Source organism: Streptomyces flavusporus (genome assembly GCF_046267975.1).
Lineage (GTDB): Bacteria > Actinomycetota > Actinomycetes > Streptomycetales > Streptomycetaceae > Streptomyces > Streptomyces flavusporus.
Map to the genome: position 1 here is coordinate 4,893,683 of NZ_CP176503.1, position 18,734 is coordinate 4,912,416.

At 71.4% G+C, this 18,734-nt stretch carries 17 protein-coding genes and 1 pseudogene; 6 read left to right on the plus strand and 12 right to left on the minus strand.

Annotation, left to right across the window (positions count from 1 at the left end; genetic code table 11):
- Positions 1-3: 3 nt before the first annotated feature.
- Entirely contained in the window at positions 4-1,587 is a 1,584-nt protein-coding gene (locus ACKTSN_RS23195; protein ID WP_409470878.1) for a protein kinase domain-containing protein, read from the minus strand.
- Between the two features lie 369 nt (positions 1,588-1,956).
- Between ACKTSN_RS23195 and ACKTSN_RS23200 the strand changes: the two genes are divergently transcribed.
- A complete protein-coding gene (locus ACKTSN_RS23200) occupies positions 1,957-3,591 on the plus strand; it encodes a protein kinase domain-containing protein (RefSeq protein ID WP_409470879.1) in 1,635 nt (544 codons plus the stop codon).
- A gap of 108 nt (positions 3,592-3,699) precedes the next feature.
- On the opposite strand, the gene ACKTSN_RS23205 is transcribed toward ACKTSN_RS23200, so the two are convergent.
- Together ACKTSN_RS23205 and ACKTSN_RS23210 are read right to left on the minus strand one after the other, a co-directional pair.
- Complete coding sequence (locus tag ACKTSN_RS23205; protein WP_409470880.1) at positions 3,700-4,242, minus strand: bacterial proteasome activator family protein; 543 nt, start codon at positions 4,240-4,242, stop codon at positions 3,700-3,702.
- A gap of 66 nt (positions 4,243-4,308) precedes the next feature.
- Positions 4,309-4,713 (minus strand): hypothetical protein, encoded by a 405-nt coding sequence (locus ACKTSN_RS23210; protein WP_409470881.1) that lies wholly within the window; start codon positions 4,711-4,713, stop codon positions 4,309-4,311.
- A gap of 73 nt (positions 4,714-4,786) precedes the next feature.
- Here ACKTSN_RS23210 and ACKTSN_RS23215 point away from each other — a divergent pair, with 73 nt between their 5' ends.
- Positions 4,787-4,927 carry a hypothetical protein gene (locus ACKTSN_RS23215; protein WP_409470882.1) on the plus strand — a complete coding sequence of 47 codons (141 nt, stop codon included), beginning with the start codon at positions 4,787-4,789 and terminating at the stop codon, positions 4,925-4,927.
- 3 nt (positions 4,928-4,930) lie between these two features.
- Here ACKTSN_RS23215 and ACKTSN_RS23220 read toward each other — a convergent pair whose 3' ends face one another.
- Entirely contained in the window at positions 4,931-5,911 is a 981-nt protein-coding gene (locus tag ACKTSN_RS23220; RefSeq protein ID WP_409470883.1) for an NAD(P)H-quinone oxidoreductase, read from the minus strand.
- 191 nt (positions 5,912-6,102) lie between these two features.
- Between ACKTSN_RS23220 and ACKTSN_RS23225 the strand changes: the two genes are divergently transcribed.
- Both ACKTSN_RS23225 and ACKTSN_RS23230 read left to right on the plus strand, forming a co-directional pair.
- Positions 6,103-7,125: an ATP-binding cassette domain-containing protein gene (locus ACKTSN_RS23225; protein WP_409470884.1), complete on the plus strand. Its 1,023-nt coding sequence runs from the start codon at positions 6,103-6,105 to the stop codon at positions 7,123-7,125.
- Positions 7,122-7,970: an ABC transporter permease gene (locus tag ACKTSN_RS23230; protein WP_409470885.1), complete on the plus strand. Its 849-nt coding sequence runs from the start codon at positions 7,122-7,124 to the stop codon at positions 7,968-7,970. The genes ACKTSN_RS23225 and ACKTSN_RS23230 overlap by 4 nt, the downstream gene beginning before the upstream one ends.
- 7 nt (positions 7,971-7,977) lie before the next feature.
- Here the strand turns inward: ACKTSN_RS23230 and ACKTSN_RS23235 are convergent.
- Positions 7,978-8,658: pseudogene (locus ACKTSN_RS23235) on the minus strand (potassium channel family protein); the annotation flags it as partial.
- A 161-nt stretch (positions 8,659-8,819) separates the two neighbouring features.
- Here ACKTSN_RS23235 and ACKTSN_RS23240 point away from each other — a divergent pair.
- Positions 8,820-9,935: a potassium channel family protein gene (locus ACKTSN_RS23240; RefSeq protein WP_409470886.1), complete on the plus strand. Its 1,116-nt coding sequence runs from the start codon at positions 8,820-8,822 to the stop codon at positions 9,933-9,935.
- A gap of 16 nt (positions 9,936-9,951) precedes the next feature.
- Here the strand turns inward: ACKTSN_RS23240 and ACKTSN_RS23245 are convergent, their stop codons facing one another.
- From ACKTSN_RS23245 to pdhA, 5 genes are read right to left on the minus strand one after another with little or no spacing between them, the layout of a single operon-like run.
- A complete protein-coding gene (locus tag ACKTSN_RS23245) occupies positions 9,952-11,349 on the minus strand; it encodes a molybdopterin molybdotransferase MoeA (protein WP_409470887.1) in 1,398 nt (465 codons plus the stop codon).
- A complete protein-coding gene (locus ACKTSN_RS23250; RefSeq protein ID WP_409470888.1) occupies positions 11,346-12,290 on the minus strand; it encodes an NTP transferase domain-containing protein in 945 nt (314 codons plus the stop codon). The genes ACKTSN_RS23245 and ACKTSN_RS23250 overlap by 4 nt, the downstream gene beginning before the upstream one ends.
- Before the next feature lie 53 nt (positions 12,291-12,343).
- Positions 12,344-13,798: a dihydrolipoamide acetyltransferase family protein gene (locus tag ACKTSN_RS23255; protein ID WP_409470889.1), complete on the minus strand. Its 1,455-nt coding sequence runs from the start codon at positions 13,796-13,798 to the stop codon at positions 12,344-12,346.
- Entirely contained in the window at positions 13,798-14,802 is a 1,005-nt protein-coding gene (locus tag ACKTSN_RS23260; RefSeq protein ID WP_129798890.1) for an alpha-ketoacid dehydrogenase subunit beta, read from the minus strand. Before ACKTSN_RS23260 ends, ACKTSN_RS23255 begins: the two co-directional genes overlap by 1 nt.
- Entirely contained in the window at positions 14,799-15,935 is a 1,137-nt protein-coding gene (gene pdhA / locus ACKTSN_RS23265; RefSeq protein ID WP_409470890.1) for a pyruvate dehydrogenase (acetyl-transferring) E1 component subunit alpha, read from the minus strand. The genes ACKTSN_RS23260 and pdhA overlap by 4 nt, the downstream gene beginning before the upstream one ends.
- Before the next feature lie 190 nt (positions 15,936-16,125).
- On the opposite strand from pdhA, the gene ACKTSN_RS23270 reads away from it, so the two are divergent.
- Complete coding sequence (locus ACKTSN_RS23270) at positions 16,126-16,611, plus strand: Lrp/AsnC family transcriptional regulator (protein ID WP_129799121.1); 486 nt, start codon at positions 16,126-16,128, stop codon at positions 16,609-16,611.
- A 3-nt stretch (positions 16,612-16,614) separates the two neighbouring features.
- Here ACKTSN_RS23270 and ACKTSN_RS23275 read toward each other — a convergent pair whose 3' ends face one another.
- Together ACKTSN_RS23275 and ACKTSN_RS23280 are read right to left on the minus strand one after the other, a co-directional pair.
- Entirely contained in the window at positions 16,615-17,205 is a 591-nt protein-coding gene (locus tag ACKTSN_RS23275) for a TetR/AcrR family transcriptional regulator (protein WP_409470891.1), read from the minus strand.
- Positions 17,202-18,701 carry a 3-hydroxyacyl-CoA dehydrogenase NAD-binding domain-containing protein gene (locus ACKTSN_RS23280; protein ID WP_409470892.1) on the minus strand — a complete coding sequence of 500 codons (1,500 nt, stop codon included), beginning with the start codon at positions 18,699-18,701 and terminating at the stop codon, positions 17,202-17,204. The genes ACKTSN_RS23275 and ACKTSN_RS23280 overlap by 4 nt, the downstream gene beginning before the upstream one ends.
- Positions 18,702-18,734 lie beyond the last annotated feature (33 nt).

Consider the following 18,734-nt stretch of genomic DNA (forward strand, 5'->3'; position numbering starts at 1 on the left):
GGCTCAGAGGCCGCCGCCCTCGGTGCCGCCGTTGACGGTACCCGCGGTACTGTCCGTCGGCTCCACGTCCGTCGGCTCCGTGTCCGTCGGCTCCGTGTCCGTCGGCTCGGTGTCCGTCGGTTCCGTGTCCGTCGGCTCGGTGTCCGTCGGCTGGGTCTCCGTCGGCTCACCACTCGGGGTCGCGGACGGCGTGTACGAAGGCGTGGGTTCCGGTGTGTAGCCCCACTCGCCGCCCGTGCCCGTGTCGTCCTCCTCCGTCGAGGTGTCCGTGGGGTTCTCCGACGTGCCCTCGCTCGGCGTTTCGCTGGCCTTGTCGTCCTCGGTGGTCTGCGAGGTGGTGGGCGACTGCGTGGTGCCAGGACCGCCGCCCTTGCCGTCGCCGGTGTTCTGCAGCGCCAGCGCGACACCGGCCACGACGGCGACCACGGCGAGGGCGGCGAGAATCCACAGCTTGCCGCGGCCACTGCCCTTGTTGCCGTGCCCCTCGAAACCGCCGTCGTCGCCACCGCCGTAGGGCGGCAGGATCGGCTGCGGGATCTGCGTGGTGCCCTCGGCCGAGTGCGGCAGCACGGTCGTGCCCGCCATGCCCCTCGCCGGGGTCTGACCGCCCTCGCGCAGGTTCACCGGGCCGGTGTTCCAGGTGCCGGTGTGGCCGCCCTGGTCGTACAGCATCTGCAGGCCGTACTGGACCAGCCCGCGCATCTCCTCGGCGGTCTGGAAGCGGTCGTCGGGGTCCTTGGCGAGCGAGCGCATGACGAGGCCGTCGAGCTCCGGCGGCGTGGCGTCGGAGGCCTCGGACGGCGGCGTCGGGATGTCCTGGACGTGCTGGTAGACCACCGACAGCGGGGTCTCGCCGACGAACGGCGGGCGCAGCGCGAGGAGTTCGTACAACAGACAGCCGGTCGCGTACAGGTCGGAGCGGTGGTCGACGGCCTTGCCGAGGGCCTGCTCCGGGGAGAGGTACTGCGGGGTGCCCATGACCATGCCGGTCTGCGTCATCGTCGTCGACGCGCCGTGCAGGGCGCGGGCGATGCCGAAGTCCATCACCTTCACGGCGCCGTTGTGGGTGATGATGACGTTCGCCGGCTTGATGTCGCGGTGCACGATGCCGTGCTGATGCGAGTAGGCGAGCGCCTCCAGGACACCGGAGACGATGATCAGGGCCTGCTCCGGGCCGGGCGCCTCGGCGTTGAGCAGCAGATCGCGGATGGTGCGGCCCTCGACCAGCTCCATCACGATGTACGGCACCGACTGGCCGCCCACGAAGTCCTCGCCGGAGTCGTACACGGCGACGATCGCGTGGTGGTTGAGGCCGGCCACGGACTGGGCCTCGCGCGTGAAGCGGGCCTTGGACACCGGGTCCTCGGCGAGATCGGAGCGCAGCAGCTTGACCGCCACGGTGCGCCCGAGGCGCACGTCCTCGGCCGCGAACACCTCGGCCATGCCGCCCCGGCCGAGTCTGCGGGTCAGCCGATACCGGCCGTCCCCGACAAGCCCTCCGTTACCCCACATTTCCGGCGCATCTGACATCCCGCCGCCAGTCGCCTCGGGGTCGGACGGGCCCTGAGCGCGCTGCTGCTGTGCCATCAGTCCTCGCCGTCGTTTCTGCCCGCGGTGCGCGCGGTGTTGTTACGGTCTCCGTCCGCCACGCTACAGCCTCCGCGCAAGCCGCCGGTCCCAGATGGATACCGGGACCGGCCCGGGACGGACCGCCCGTCGAACCGGTCATCAAACCCTCGCGCCGTGGCGGCGTGCAAATCCTGTGTACCGGCCGTACGGCCGCTGTAACGCTTCCGCGACGCTTCTTTCGCGTACGGTCACGGAACGGGCACCGAGCTTGACGTGTCAGTGCCCTGGGGCAGACTTGGCCGGGAATAACACATTCGATCAAGGCATTCGATCAACGCGGGAGCACAGCGGCACCGCTGCCGCCGCGCCTATGGGGGACGCAGAAAGATGAGCCAGGACGGCGCACAGGGCCGGTACGCGGGACGGGCGCTCGCCGGCGGTCGCTATCAACTGCGTGATCTGCTCGGCCAGGGCGGGATGGCCTCGGTGCACCTCGCATACGACTCGGTGCTCGACCGCCAGGTCGCGATCAAGACTCTGCACACCGAACTGGGCCGCGAACAGGCCTTCCGCGAGCGCTTCCGCCGCGAGGCACAGGCGGTGGCGAAACTCACGCACACAAACATCGTCTCGGTCTTCGACACCGGCGAAGACGATCTTGAAGGCATGACGACGCCGTACATCGTCATGGAGTACGTCGAGGGCCGCCCGCTCGGCTCGGTGCTCGACGAGGACGTACGGCAGTACGGCGCGATGCCCGCCGACAAGGCGCTGAAGATCACCGCGGACGTGCTCGCGGCGCTGGAGATCAGCCACGAGATGGGCCTGGTCCACCGGGACATCAAGCCGGGCAACGTGATGATGACCAAGCGCGGCGTCGTCAAGGTCATGGACTTCGGCATCGCCCGTGCCATGCAGTCCGGCGTGACCTCGATGACACAGACCGGCATGGTCGTCGGCACCCCGCAGTACCTCTCGCCGGAACAGGCGCTGGGCCGCGGGGTGGATGCCCGGTCCGATCTGTACTCGGTCGGCATCATGCTGTTCCAACTGGTCACCGGGCGGCTGCCGTTCGACGCGGACTCGCCGCTGGCCATCGCGTACGCGCACGTGCAGGAGGAGCCGGTCGCGCCCTCCTCGATCAACCGTTCCCTGCCGCCGGCCGTCGACGCGCTGGTCACCCGCGCGCTGAAGAAGAACCCGAACGAGCGCTTCCCGACCGCCGCGTCCATGCGCGACGAGTGCCTGCGCGTGGCCGCGTCCTTCCAGGCGACCCCGCCGAGCATCGTGCCGGGCACCCAGACGCAGAGCGGTGCGGGCGTCGGCTCCGCGGTGTTCCCGCCGGTCGACCAGTCCACCCCCGCGCCCACGGGGGGCGTCCAGACGCCGTACCAGCCGATGCCGACTCCGAACCCGTACGGCACTCCGACGCCCTCCCCGGGGTACGGCTATCCGCAACAGGGCGGCTACCAGACGCCGAACCCGTCCGCGTACTCGCCGCAGCCGACCCCGTCCACGCCGCCGCCGTACAACATCACGCCGCAGCCCCCGGCACCTTCGGGCGGGGGCAAGAGCAACAAGCCGGTGATCATCGGCTCGATCGCCGTCGCGGTGATTGCGGTCGGCGGCCTGATCGCGGCGCTTACGCTGAACGGCGGCGACAGCAACAACGAGGGCGGGGGCGGCGACGCCAGCGCGTCCGCCTCGGCCACCACGGTGGCGGGCTACCGCGGGCCCGACACGTCGAAGACCATCGACAAGGAGGAGTGCACGGAACCGGAGGAGTCGTACAACGACCCCGAGAAGATCCAGGTTCCGGACTTCACCTTCAAGTACATCAAGTCGGTCAAGGAGTGCTTCCAGGCCGCCGGTTGGCAGATGAAGGAAGTGAAGGTCGACGAAAACACGTACGGTGAAGGCTCGGTCCAGGAACAGTTCCCGCCGGCCGGCACGGACGTCGCCCCCGAGGAGATGCCCGAGATCACCCTCAAGGTCTCGACGGGCAATCCGCCGTCGGCCTGACGGGACGGGTGCTCAAGGCGCTTGAAGGCGCATGAAGGGAAAGGCCCGGCACGTGCCGGGCCTTTCTGCTGGTGGGGCTGTCTGCCGGACCTGGCGGACCCGGCGGGCCTACAGGTAGGGCCCGCCCGAGCGGCCACCCGCGCGCGGGTCGTCGTGGCCCTCGTGGGCGACGCCCGGCGGGAGGGCGCGGCGCATCTGCTCCAGCTGGGCCCGCGCGGCCATCTGCTGGGCGAACAGCGTCGTCTGGATCCCGTGGAAGAGGCCTTCCAGCCAACCGACCAACTGGGCCTGCGCGATCCGCAGTTCGGCGTCGCTGGGGGTCGCCTCGTCCGCGAACGGCAGGGAGAGCCGCTCCAGTTCCTCGACGAGCTCCGGTGCCAGGCCGTCCTCGAGCTCCTTCACCGAGCTGGCGTGGATCTCCTTGAGCCGGACCCGGCTGGCCTCGTCCAGAGGAGCAGCACGCACCTCCTCGAGCAGCTGCTTGATCATGCTGCCGATCCGCATGACCTTGGCCGGCTGCTCGACCTGCTCGGTCACCGGGAGCTCGTGGGAGTCCTCGTCCGTGCCGCCACCGAGAGCCATACCGTCCTGGCCCACGACCAGGATCTTCTGGGCGTTCTCCGGCGACCTTTCGTTCCTCGGCATCTCCATGCCGCCATTCTCTCGCACCGGTACACCTCATCACCGCGGCGCCCCCTGTGGTGGGTGATCCACCGATTACGACCACTTGGCGGTATCCGAAATGCCGGGATCGATAGCGGATGTGAGGCTTGTTCCGTTGATCGTTCCGATTGTGGCGACCTGGCTGCGGGAGGGGGTCACCGACGTGACTCCATGGCTGCGCTTGTGGCGTGCGACGGGGGTGGTTGTGGGGGTCGGGGTGGGGGTGGTCGTGGGCTCGTGCGGGTCCGTTGCGTCGTACGGCGGCGTTTCGTCGTACGGCAGCGTTTCGTCGTCCGGGGTCGTATCGACGTACGACGCGAAGCCGCCCTCGCCGAGCGTCTCGCCCTCCGGCTCCGCGTCGGCCGGTGAGCCGACGCGGGCCGGGAGTCGGGCGGGTGAGGGACGGGCGCGGCCGGGGCGGCAGGAGCCGGCGACCGGGGCCACGACGGCGACACCCACAGAGGACAGCGCCGCCGACGACCTATCCGCATCACCACCGGCATCCACCGCGCCGCCGGGGCGGGAAGAGCCCGTGCGGCAGGCCGTCGCGGATTCCGAGGCCACCGGCGAACCGGTGCTGAAGATCCTGCCGCTGGGCAGCGGTCTGGTGCTGATCGGACTCGGGCTCGGGCTCGCCTTCCTCGCCCTTCGGGTGCGCCGGAGCCAGGGCTGACGATCAGGACGTGGTGAGCAGGACCTTTCCGACGTGGCCGCTCTCCTCCACCAGGCGGTGGGCCGCGGAGGCCTCATGCATCGGGAGTTCCCGGTCGACGACCGGGCGGACGTGGCCGGCCGCGAGCAGGGGCCAGACGTGCTCGCGTACGGCCGCCACGATCGCCGCCTTCTCGTCGAGCGGGCGGGCACGCAGCGAGGTCGCGCTGATCGCGGCCCGCTTGGTCAGGAGCGCGCCGATGTTCAGCTCGCCCTTGGCACCGCCCTGCAGGCCGATGATCGCGAGCCTGCCGTTGACGGCGAGGGTGCGGACGTTGCGGTCCAGGTACTTGGCGCCCATGTTGTCGAGGATGACGTCGGCTCCGGCGCCGTCGGTGGCCTTCCTGACCTCCTCGACGAAGTCCTGGTCCCGGTAGTTGATCAGGATGTCGGCGCCCAGTTCGGCACAGCGCTCCAGCTTCTCCTCGGTTCCGGCCGTGACGGCGACCTTGGCGCCGACGGCCTTGGCGAGCTGGATCGCCATGGTGCCGATGCCGCTGGACCCGCCGTGCACGAGGAGGGTCTCGCCGGGGCGGAGGTGGGCGATCATGAAGACGTTCGACCAGACCGTGCAGGTCACCTCGGGCAGCGCAGCGGCATGCTGCAGGCCTACGCCCTGGGGAACAGGCAGCAGCTGACCGGCCGGGACGGCGACCTTCTCGGCGTAGCCGCCTCCGGAGAGCAGCGCGCAGACCTCGTCGCCGACGGCCCATCCGGCGACACCCGCTCCGAGCGCGGTGATGCGCCCGGAGCACTCCAGGCCGGGGTAGGGGGACGCGCCGGGTGGCGGGTTGTAGAAGCCCTGCCGTTGCAGGATGTCGGCCCGGTTGACGGCACTGGCGGCCACCTCGACCAGGACCTCGCCCTCGCCGGGCACGGGATCCGGGACCTCGTGCCACACCAGCGCCTCGGGCCCACCGGGTTCGGGAATCGTGATCGCATGCATGAGGGGGACGCTACTCCTCGGTCCCCCGGCGCAACCTCCCCCGTCGCCGGACCGAGCCTCCTCAGTCATCCGGCCGAACTCCCCTCAGTCGCTGGGCCGAACCCGTGTGAAATCCCTGTGCGCGACCGATGAGTTTGCGCGACCGTGGAGGTCTCCCATGCGTAACCGGAGTACGCGGAAGGACACCCCATATGAGCCAGCAGACGCCCGGTCTGGCCATTGAGACAGCGGGCTTGGTGAAGACGTTCGGCGAGACCAGGGCCGTCGACGGCGTCGACCTGGCCGTGCCCACCGGCACGGTGTACGGCGTTCTCGGTCCGAACGGCGCCGGCAAGACGACCACCGTCAAGATGCTCGCCACCCTGCTCAGGCCGGACGGCGGAGAAGCGCATGTCTTCGGCCATGATGTCGTCCGGGAGGCGGACGAGGTGCGCAGCCGGGTCAGCCTGACCGGTCAGTACGCGTCCGTCGACGAGGACCTGACCGGCACGGAGAACCTGGTCCTGCTCGGCCGGCTCCTCGGCCACGGCAAGAAGGCCGCACGTGAGCGCGCCGCCCAGCTGCTGGAGGCCTTCGGACTGACGGACGCGGCCGGCAAGCAGGTCAAGAACTACTCCGGCGGCATGCGGCGTCGTATCGACATCGCCGCGTCCATCCTGAACACGCCCGACCTGCTCTTCCTCGACGAGCCGACCACCGGCCTGGACCCGCGCAGCCGCAACCAGGTGTGGGACATCGTGCGCGCGGTCGTCGCTCAGGGCACGACCGTGCTGCTGACCACGCAGTATCTGGACGAGGCCGACCAGCTGGCCTCGCGGATCGCCGTCATCGACCGCGGCAGGGTGATCGCCGAGGGGACGAAGGGCGAGTTGAAGTCGTCGGTCGGAGCCGGGTCCGTACATCTGCGGCTGCGGGATCCGGAGCAGCGGCCGGAGGCCTCGCGGGTGCTGCAGCTGGTGCTGCAGGCGGACGTACAGCTGGAACCGGATCCCGTGGCGTTGACGGCCCGGGTCGGCGCCGGTGCGGCGAACGGTCAGGGCGCGGCTGAGCAGGCCGCCCAGGCGCTCGCCGAGCTGGCCCGCGGCGGCATCGTCGTCGACAACTTCTCGCTGGGCCAGCCCAGCCTGGACGAGGTGTTCCTCGCCCTCACCGGACATGACACCAAGGTGCACGACCAGGCCCACGACGACGTGAAGGACGGGGCAGCCGCATGAGTACCGTGACCCCCACCGAGACCAAGGAACTGGCCCCCGTCAGCACCGAGTCGCTGGCCGAGCTGCTCGTCGCCAAGGAGCGGCCGCCGCGCCCGAGCGCGCTGTCGGCGTCGCTGACCTTCGGCTGGCGGGCGATGCTCAAGATCAAGCACGTGCCGGAGCAGCTGTTCGACGTCACGGCGTTCCCGATCATGATGGTGCTGATGTACACGTACCTGTTCGGCGGGGCGCTGGCCGGTTCGCCGAAGGAGTACATCCAGTTCCTGCTGCCGGGCATTCTGGTGATGTCCGTCGTGATGATCACGATGTACACCGGGGTCTCGGTCAACACCGACATCGAGAAGGGCGTGTTCGACCGGTTCCGCAGCCTGCCCATCTGGCGGCCGTCGACGATGGTCGGCTACCTGCTGGGCGATGCGCTGCGCTACACCATCGCGTCCGCGGTGATGCTCACCGTCGGCATGATCCTCGGCTACCGGCCCGACGGCGGGGCCGGCGGGGTGGTCGCCGGTATCGCGCTGCTGATCGTCTTCTCGTTCGCGTTCTCGTGGATCTGGACGATGTTCGGGCTGCTGCTGCGCACCGAGAAGTCGGTCATGGGCGTCAGCATGATGGTGATCTTCCCGCTGACCTTCCTGTCCAACGTCTTCGTCGACCCGAGCACGATGCCGGGCTGGCTGCAGGCGTTCGTCAACAACAGCCCGGTCACGCACCTGTCCTCGGCGGTACGGGGGCTGATGGGGGGCGATTGGCCGGCCGACGAGATCGCCTGGTCGCTGGGCTGGGCCGGGCTGTTCGTGCTCGTCTTCGGGCCGATCACGATGCGGCTGTACAACCGCAAGTAGGCATCGCTCAGATCCTCGGGCCGCGCCGGTTGTCCGGTGCGGCCCGAGGCACGATGGTGATCACCCGGTCCGTCAGCTCCAGGGCACCCACGGCCGGATCGTCGTAGTGCAGGACCCGGTGCCCGCGTACGACGCTGATCACCAGGTCGTCCATGTCGCGCGGGCTCCTGCCCACCTCGGCCTTGGTGACCGGCCGGTCGACGACGTCCAGCCGACTGCCCTGCCGGATGAGGTCCTCCATGACCAGGCCGGCGGCGGGGCTGAGCACGGACAGGCCCAGCAGACGGCCGGCCGCTCCGGCGCTGGTGATGACCTCGTCGGCGCCGGACTGCTTCAGCAGCGGCGCGTTCTCCTCTTCCCGCACCGCGGCCACGATCTTCGCGCCCGAGTTGAGCTGCCGGGCAGTCAGCGCCACGAGGACGGCCGTGTCGTCGCGCTCGGTCGCGATGACGATCTGCCCCGCCCGCTGCACCTCGGCCCGTTTCAGTACATCGCTGCGGGTGGCGTCCCCGATCACGACGGCGTAGCCCTCGTCCGTCGCGGCGGCGATCGCCTTGCTGCTGGGGTCGATCACGACGACCTGTTCCTTCTTCAGTCCCTTGGCGCAGACGGCCTGGATCGCTGCCCGCCCCTTCGTGCCGAAACCGACGACGACGGTGTGGTCGCGCAAGGGAGACCTCCAGCGGTGTCAGAGAAGTCGGGTGCCCGTCCGGCACCGGGCCCGACGCTACCGCGCCCGGAGACTGCCCGGCCGGGCGGCGTGTCGGGCCGGGGGGCTCGGTGACTGCTGCGGATGCTGTGCGGAACCATGGAGGCCACCGTCAGGATCACGGCCGCAGGGGGCAGACGATGAGGGACGACGAGCAGCCATCTTCCCGGAGGGTGACCCGCTCCATCCTGCGGTCCCTCTGGAGCCGCTCACGCAAGGAGGCACGCGACGACGCGGAGGCGGGCCGTTCGATCGCGATGCCCGTGCAGGGTGTCGTACCGCCGCTCCAGCAGGTCCTCAAGCGCCTGTCCATGGCCATACTGGTGCTGGTCATCACCATCTTGATCGTCTACGTCGACCGTGAGGGCTACACCGACAACTCCGACGGCTCCGTCGACCTGCTGGACGCCGCGTACTACGCCACCGTCACGCTCTCCACCACCGGATACGGCGACATCACCCCGGTCGGCGACGGCGCCCGGCTCACCAATATCTTCGTCATCACGCCGCTGCGCGTACTGTTCCTGATCATCCTGGTCGGCACGACCCTGGAGGTGCTCACCGAGCGCACCCGCCAGCAGGTACGCATCCACCGGTGGCGGGCCCGCATCCGGGATCACGTCGTGGTCATCGGCTACGGCACCAAGGGCCGGCACGCCGTGCAGACGCTGATCGGACAGGGCGTCGGCAAGGAGCGGATCGTCGTCGTGGACACGCAGGGCAAGGCGGCCGAGACCGCCGGCGACGACGGCCTGGTGGCGGTCACCGGCGACGCCACGCGCTCCGAGACCCTGCTGAAGGCGGAGCTCCACCGCGCCGCCCGCGTGATCATCGCCCCGCAGCGTGATGAGACGGCCACTCTGGTCACGCTCACCGCACGCCAGCTGAACCGCCACGCCACGATCGTCGCCGCCGTCCGGGAGGACGAGAACGTACCGCTGCTCAAGCAGAGCGGCGCGGACACCGTCGTCACCAGTTCCAGCTCGGCCGGGCGGCTGCTGGGGACGTTCATGGCCAGCCCGCCCGTGGCCCGGACCCTGGAGGACCTCATGACCCTCGGCAGCGGGATGGACCTCATCGAGCGGGCGGTCACCCAGGACGAGGTGGGCCGGACGCCCCGCGAGTGTGCGGACCTGGTCGTGGCGGTCGTACGCGACAAGAAGGTGCTGGACTACGACGAGGGCCGGCGCGCCCAACTCCGGCCGGAAGACCGGGTCATCACCATCAGCCGACCCGTGTCCGCGGCGGCCGAGTAGGGCCCGGCGCGACGTTTCACGTGAAACACACCCCGATCCCGGCTGCCGCCCACGGCAGATCCAGGATCTCCACCTCCTGACCGGGCCGAGCACCGCCCGGCGGTACGACCGCGAGAGCATCGGCGGCCGCGACCCCGCGCAGCATGGCCGGACCGTTGTAGTGCAGCGGCACCGCACGGTCGCCGCGCAGAACGACGGGGATCAGCCGGGTGTCGTACGGATGCCCGTGCACCGCGTCCGTCACCGGCAGCGCGTACGGCTCCTGCGCCGGGCGGGCGGCCAGCGTCCGCAGGACGGGCTCGGCAAGCGTGAGCAGGCCGGAGACGGCGGCGAGGGGGTTGCCGGGCAGGCCGACGAGGTGCTGGTCCTCCTTGGTGCGGGCCAGCAGCATGGGGTGGCCGGGGCGCACCTCGACCCCGTTCACCAGGAGCTCTGCGCCCATGCGGCGCAGGGTGGGGTGGACGTGGTCGACGGGGCCCGCGGCGGTGCCGCCCGTGGTGACGACGAGGTCGGCGTCACTTCCGGTGATCGCCCGGTACAGGGCTTCGGCGTCGTCGCCGAGTCGGCGCACCGCGGTGACCTCGGCGCCGAGCGCGCGCAGCCAGGGCGGCAGCATGGGGCCGAGCGCGTCCCGGATGAGTCCGTCGTGCGGCCGGCCCTCGGTGAGCAGTTCGTCGCCGAGCACGAGGACGTCGGCGCGGGGGCGGGGAACGGCGGTGAGGGTGTCGTATCCGGCGGCTGCGGCGAGGCCGAGCACGGCAGGGGTCACGAGGGTTCCGGGGGCCAGGAGGTGGTCGCCGCTACGGCACTCCTGTCCGCGGGGGCGGATGTCCTGCCCGTGCGGCAGCTCGCGACTGGCATGCAGTCGGCCCTTGCCGTCCGTGCGGCCGTGCTCGCTGCGCAGGACCGCGGTCGTGTCGAGGGGGATACGGGCGCCGGTGGCGATCCGGACGGCCTCACCGTCCGCGAGGGGCTCATGCTCCGCGTGCCCGGCCAGCACGCCCTCGTCCCGTACCGCCCAAGGGCCGGGTCCGGCAACCGCCCACCCGTCCATCGCGGAGGTGTCGAAGGAAGGGAGGTCGGTGAGCGCGGAGAGGGGAGCGGCCAGCACGAGACCCAGGGCGGCGTCGAGGGGCACGGAGACGGGAGCGCGGCGGACGCCGGCGCGAGCGGCGCGGGCTGCGGTCTCGCGGGCCTCGGGCCATGGGGTGGCCTTGTGGCGCCCGTCCGCTGCGCGCGGGGCGGTCTGGTGCCGGAGCGCGGAGGAGCCCGGGGCTGGGCTGTCGTGCGCTCCGGTGCCGTCCTGCGGGGAGGGCACGGCCGCGATGTCCCTGTCCTCCTTCACGAGAGCCAGTACCTCCTCGACGCCGAGGTCCTCGTCGTCCTCGCTGTGGCGGATACCGCGGCCGGTCATCCGGCGTCCGGGCGGGGGTCGGTCGCGGGGGCGGACTTCGCGTCGTCGGCAGCGGCGTCCTCCTCCGCCCAGCGCTGCGCCAGGGCCGCCGCCTTGCGGGAGGCCTCGGCGACGGCTTCGGGGCTGCCGCCGGCGCGGGCCGCGGCGTAGCCGACGAGGAAGGTGGTCAGCGGTGCCGCGGGCCGCGCGACGCCGTGGGCGGCGTCGCGGGCGAGGTCGAGCAGCACACCGGTGTCGACCTCGAGGTCGATGCCCAGTTCGTCCTTGACTGCGGAAATCCATTCATCCAACACGTGACCATGCTCCCTGATGCGTGCCCTGGCGGTGGCGATGTCGTCCCAGGTGTCGCAGTCGAAGGACGCGACGGGGTCGGAGATACGCGTGAGATTCAGTGCGGCGGTGAGGAGCCGCAGAGGAAGCCCGGTGAGGCCACCGTGTTCGGTCCCGAGGGATGCGAGCGTCCGGTGCAGGTACCGGGCGCGGTAGGCGGCCACGAGCGGCTGGTCCCGGCCGGTGGGGTCGGTGAGGACGACACCGTCGGCTCCGCCCTCGGCTTCCTCACCCGCCGTGTCCAGGGTGGACAGCAGGCGGTCGACGGTTCGTCCATCAAGAAAGGGCAGGTCCGCGGAGAGCACGAGCACCCGGTCGGCGGCGGTGTGCTGCAGGCCCGCTGCGAGGGCGGCGAGCGGACCGCCGCCGGGCGGGTCCTCGCGCGCCCAGGTCACGGGCCGAGCCGTCGGACGGGGATCGGCGACGACGACCGTGGTCCGTGCGTCGGCGCAGGCGGCGAGTACCCGGTCGAGCAGCGCCCGCCCGCCCACGCGCACGCCGGGCTTGTCCGCACCGCCGAGCCGCCGCGCGGCACCGCCGGCGAGTACGACGGCGTCGTAGCCGCCGGCGTCACCGGCTGCGGGGCTCGTGGGCGGCTGGTTCTCTGTCACCCCCTGAGTATGCGTGCCTCCGCCACCTCAGGGAACGCGGGCGAACCGGCCGATCACAGGGTCCGCAGCAGCACCGCCGGCTGTTCCACACAGTCCGCGACATACCGCAGGAAGCCGCCCGCCGTGCCGCCGTCGCACACCCGGTGGTCGAAGGTGAGCGACAGCTGGACGACCTGCCGCACCGCCAGCTCACCCTCGTACACCCAGGGCTTGGGGACGATACGGCCGACGCCGAGCATGGCCGCCTCGGGGTGGTTGATGATCGGTGTGGAGCCGTCGACGCCGAACACGCCGTAGTTGTTCAGCGTGAAGGTACCGCCGGTGAGTTCCGCGGGCGTGAGCGTCCCGGCCCGGGCCGCCTCGGTCAGCCGGGCGAACTCCGCGGTCAGCCCCTCGGCGTCCCGCGCGTGGGCGTCCCGTACGACGGGCACGACGAGCCCCCGCTCGGTCTGTGCGGCGAAGCCGAGGTGCACATGGTCGAGCTGGATGACCTCCCGGGCGTCCATGTCGACCGTGGAGTTGAGCTCGGGGAACCGGGCGAGCGCCGCCGTGCAGATCCGCGCCAGCAGGGCGAGCAGGGAGATCTTCGGTCCCCCGGCCGCGTTCATGGCGGTGCGGGCCCGCATCAGCTCCGTGGCGTCGGCGTCCACCCAGCAGGTCGCGTCCGGTATCTCGCGCCGGCTGCGGGAGAGCTTGTCGGCAACCGCGCCCCGGACGCCCTTGAGGGGCATGCGGGTGCCGCCGGGGGCGGAGACGGGAGTAGGGGCGTGAGGCTCGGTGGCTGCGGCCGGAACGGCCGACACGCGCGCGTGCGGCTCGGTCGGCTGGGCTGTGCGTCCCTGTGCGGCGGCGGCCCGCAGCGCGTACTCCACGTCCGCCCGCAGGATCAGCCCGTCGGGGCCGGAGCCCGTCAGCTCCCGCAGGTCCAGCCCGTTCTCGCGGGCGAGGCGCCGGACGAGGGGTGAGATCACCGGTACGGGACCGTCACCGCGGGTGCCGTCGCGGTGGGCTGCATCGCCGTTGGCGTGGCCTTCCGCGGGCCTGACCGGCGACTTCGGAGCCGATGGAGCCGTTGGAGCCTCCCGCGAGGTCCCCGACCGCGCGGGAGCCGTCGGAGGCGCGGGACGCACCCTCCGGCGCCGCGCCGGAGGCGCACCCGTGCCATAGCCCACGAGGACGTTGCCGGAGCCCGCGTCCGAGCCCTCGGCACCCCGCTCGCCCAAGCCCTCGCCCGAGCCGTCGGTCGCACCGTCGGCGGCCGACGCGCCCACCGCGACCGTCAGCAGCGGGGCCCCGACAGGCAGTTCCGTGCCCTCCTCGCCGAAGCGGGCCGTGACCACGCCGCCGTAGGGGCAGGGCACCTCGACCATCGCCTTGGCCGTCTCGACCTCGACGACCGGCTGGTCGACGGCGACGACGTCGCCGACCTGCACCAGCCAGCGCACGATCTCCGCCTCGGTGAGCCCCTCGCCGAGGTCGGGGAGCTTGAACTCCAGCACCTGTGCCATCAGCTCTCGGCCTCCCATTGCAGACGCGCCACGGCGTCCAGGATCCGGTCGACGCCGGGCAGATGGTGCTTCTCCAGCATCGGCGGCGGATAGGGGATGTCGAACCCGGCCACGCGCAGCACCGGTGCCTCCAGGTGGTGGAAGCAGCGCTCCGTGACTCGGGCCGCGATCTCCCCGCCCGGTCCGCCGAACCCGCCCGACTCGTGTACGACGACCGCTCGCCCGGTCCGCCGTACCGAGGCGCAGACCGTCTCGTCGTCGAACGGCACAAGGGAGCGCAGGTCGACGACTTCGAGGTCCCATCCCTCGGCCCGTGCCGCCTCGGCGGCTTCGAGGCAGACGGGTACGGACGGCCCGTACGTGATGAGCGTGGCGCTCCGGCCGGAGCGCCGCACCACCGCGCGGCCAATGGGTTCAACGGTCTGCGGGTCGTCCGGGTTCCAGGCGTCCTTCGACCAGTACAGCCGCTTGGGTTCCAGGAAGACGACCGGGTCGTCGGAGGCGATGGCGGCCCGCAGCAGCCCGTAGGCGTCGGCGACGGTCGCGGGCGTGACGACATGGAGCCCCGGAGTCGCCATGTAGTACGCCTCGGAGGAGTCGCTGTGGTGTTCGACGCCGCCGATTCCGCCGCCGTACGGCACGCGGATGGTGATCGGCAGCGGCATCGTCCCGCGGGTGCGATTGCGCATACGGGACACGTGGCTGATGAGCTGCTCGAACGCCGGATACGCGAAGGCGTCGAACTGCATCTCGACGACCGGGCGCAGTCCGTACATGGCCATGCCGACGGCCGTCCCGAGGATGCCCGCCTCGGCGAGCGGCGTGTCCGTGCAGCGGTCGTCGCCGAACTCCTTGGCCAGCCCGTCGGTGACGCGGAAGACGCCGCCGAGCGTGCCGACGTCCTCGCCCATGACGTGCACGGCCGGGTCGGCGGCCATCGCGTCGCGGAGCGCGCGCGTGAGGGCCTGCGCCATGGTGGCGGGCTTCACGGCGACCGTGGTCATCGGTGCGTCCCTTCCTGCTCGGCCTGGAGCTCCGCGTTCAACTGGTCCTGCTGCTCGCGCAGTTGCGGCGTGGGTTCGGCGTAGACATGGGCGAACAGGTCCCTGGGGTCGAGGACCGGGTCCTGGTTCATACGCGCGCGCAGGTCGGCGGCGAGGGCCTCGGCATCCTCGCGCGCGTGCCGGATGCCGGACTCGTCGATGAGGCCGCGCTCGGTCAACTCCCGCTCCAGGAGCGCGATCGGATCATGGTCTCGCCAGGCCTCGACCTCGGAGTCGGGCCGGTAGCGCTTGTCGTCGTCCGCGTTCGTGTGGGCCTCCATGCGGTACGTCACCGCCTCCACGAGCGTCGGGCCGCCTCCCGCGCGCGCGTGCCGTAGGGCGTCGGCGAGGACCTCGTGCACGGCCGCGGCGTCGTTGCCGTCGACCAGGCGGCCCGGCATGCCGTACCCGACGGCCTTGTGGGCCAGGGAGGGGGCGGCGGTCTGCTTGGCGAGCGGGACGGAGATCGCGAAGCCGTTGTTCTGGACCAGGAAGACGACCGGGGCCTGCCACACGGCGGCGAAGTTCAGCGCCTCGTGAAAGTCGCCCTCGCTGGTGCCGCCGTCACCGACCAGGGCGAGCGCGACCACGTCGTCGCCCTTGAGGCGGGCGGCGTGCGCGAGGCCGACGGCGTGCGGGAGCTGGGTGGCGAGCGGGGTGCACAGGGGGGCGACGCGGTGGGCGTACGGGTCGTAGCCGGTGTGCCAGTCGCCGCGCAGCAGGGTGAGGGCCTGGACGGGGTCCACGCCGCGTACGACGGCGGCGAGGGTGTCGCGGTAGCTGGGGAAGAGCCAGTCGCGGTCCTGCAGAACCAGTGCGGCGGCGACCTCGCAGGCCTCCTGGCCGGTGCTGGAGGGGTAGACGGCGAGGCGGCCCTGCTTGGTCAGGGCGGTGGCCTGCGCGTTGTACCGGCGGCCGCGCACCAGCTGCGTGTACAGCCGGCGCAGCAGCTCGGGGTCGGCCTTGGCGGACGCCTCGGTGCCGAGGACGCGGTACGGAGCCGCGTCGGGCAGCAGCGGCGCGGGGTCGGTACGGGGCTGCCAGGCGGGCGGCGGCGACGGCCGATACGCGCCACGCTGCTCCATGACCGTCATGACGGCACCTCCTCGTGGGAGCGGCTACGAGAGGCGCGTCGGCTGTGATGCGCCTCACCTACCGATTGTTCGGTCGACGGCACATTTTGGCTACAGGCCCCCGCGGGCTGTGGACAAACGGTTCTCCACAACCTGAGATGGACGCATTACGTCCATGGTAGGGAGGCGGGGGGACATGGCATCTGAACAAATGGCCGAGGGCCCGGAGGCCGGTTCCGCCGTGCCGCCACCGCGCCCGCTCGACGCCATAGATCAGGACATCCTCCGGATGCTCCAGGCCGACGGCCGTGCGTCGGTGCGGTCCGTCGCCGAACGGGTCCATGTCTCGCGCGCCAACGCCTACGCGCGGATCAACCGCCTCGTCGAGGACGGCGTCATTCGAGGCTTCGGTGCCCGCGTGAACCATGAACGGGCCGGCCAGGGGACGTCGGCGTACATCACCCTGAAGATCGTCCAGAACTCCTGGCGCACGGTGCGCGAGCAGCTCAGACAGCTGCCCGGCGCCTCTCACATCGCCCTCGTCGGGGGCGATTTCGATGTGCTGCTCCTGGTGCACACCTCCGACAACCGGGCGCTGCGCGAGCTGGTGCTCACCCGGCTCCAGGCGATCCCGGAGGTGCTCAGCACGCGCACACTGCTGGTGTTCGAGGAAGAGGACCTGGAGCCGCAGGGCTGAACGTCAGAAGTCCTGCCTGAGCCCGCCGAACACCAACCGCACCACCGCGTCGGCCACTTCACGCTCACTCATGCCCCGGCCGTCGGGCCGGTACCACTCCACGATCGAGTTGATCATCCCGAAGACCAGCCGGGTGGCGAGCCGCACCTCCACGTCGCCGCGCACGTCCCCGTCCGCGGCGGCCGCCTTCAGCAGTTCGGCGACCCGGTGATCGAAGTCGCGACGCCGTTCCAGGGCCCACCGCTCGGTGTCCGTGTTGCCGCGCACGCGCAACAGCAGCGTCACGTACGGCAGCTCGGCTATGAGCACCTCGACCATGCGCCGTACGACGTACTCAAGGCGCTCGGCGGCCCGCCCCACGCGCGCGTGCTCCTCGTCGAGGATCCCGAAGAGCCCGTCCAGCGCCCGGCTCACGGCCCGGCGCAGCAGCTCCTCCTTGCCCGTGACGTGGTGGTAGATCGACGACTTGGAGATGCCGGCCGCCTTGGACAGGTGCTCCATGGAGGTGCCGTCGTAGCCGCGCTCGTTGAAGACCCGGACGGCGACCGACAGCAGCGTCTCCGGCGTGTACGTGTCGCGCTTGGCGGTGGTCATGAGGTGCTGCCCTCCCGCTTGTCGGTGGCGTACGCATGGCGGTACAGCGCGAGGGACGGCGCGTAGCGCCCGGACGGGTCTCGCAGGTGCAGGTCGTCGAGGAGGGCGTACGCCCAGTTGCGGCCGAGGCGGCGGCTCCATTCGAAGGGGCCGAGGGGGTTACGGCTATGCCCTCTGGAGCACCCACGTGGCTGAATTCGCCCGATCGTGTGATCGTCGACCTTCCGGCTTGCAGCAATCTGCAGGCACCGGGGTAGCGTCGCCGTGCGATCTGGGACGCCGGGTGCGGTGCCGGCGCGCGGGGCCCCTGTTCCACCAGAGTGATGGTTCAGGGCCTCCCCGTCGCCTCTGGCCGCGTCCATATGGCCAGCTCGTGAGGGACTCCGCCCGCCCGGCTCGGACCACGGACAGGATCCGTGTCGCCGCCCGGGATGCGAAAGCGGACGACCAGTGCGCCCAAGACCGTTCGGGGCGTGCCAGCGCGCGGACCTGTCTCCGCCCGCTGCCAAGGAACGGTAGTTGACGCCCAGGTGTCTGCTGGCCCTCCCCAGGGCGGCCACGCTCCCCCTGAAGGCGTAGGCGGGGAGCTGCGTTGAGGCTGCGATGTGCGGCCTCAACCGCTCCCCGCCGATTACGAATGCGTACCAGCCCTGCCCGCTCTTGCGGCCGAGCCGGCCGGACTCGACCAGCCGCCGCTGGGCGAGCGACGGCGTGAAGCGCACGTCCTGGAAGAAGGACTGCCACACGGAGTGCATGACGGACTCGTTGACGTCCTGCCCGATGAGGTCGGTCAGCTCGAAGGCGCCCATCCGGAAGCCGCCCGACTCGCGCAGGACGGCGTCGATGGTGGCGGGGTCGGCGCCCTGCGCCTCGTACACCGCGAAGGCCTCCGCGTAGAACGGCCGGGCGATGCGGTTGACGATGAAGCCGGGGGTGTCGGCGCAGGCGACCGGGGACTTGCCCCAGGCGCGTGCCGTCTCGTACGCGCGCGTGGCCGAGGTGACGTCGGTGGCGAACCCGGAGACGACCTCGACGAGCGGCAGCAGCGGGGCGGGGTTGAAGAAGTGCAGGCCCACGAAGCGGCCCGGGGAGCGCAGGGCGCCGCCGATGGCGGTCACCGACAGCGACGAGGTGTTGGTGGCGAGCAGACAGTCCTCGGCGACGACGTCCTCCAGCGCGCGCAGCAGCTCCTGCTTCACGTCCAGCCGCTCCAGGACGGCCTCGACGACCAGCGCGCAGTCGGCGAGCTCGGCGAGGCTCTCGGCGGGCAGCAGCCGGGCGCGCGCGGCGTCCCGGTCGGCGCCGGTGAGCCGGTCCTTCTCGACGAGCCGGTCGAGCCGGGCGCCGATCGCGTCGGCCGCTTCCCGGGCCCGCCCGGGGACGGCGTCGTACAGCCGTACGGAGTGGCCCGCGACCAGCGCCACCTGGGCGATGCCCTGGCCCATGGTGCCGGTGCCGACGACGGCCACGGGGCTGCTGAGGTCGAGTGCTGTCATGTGCGCGATCCTCCCGCACGGGGTTTTCCACAG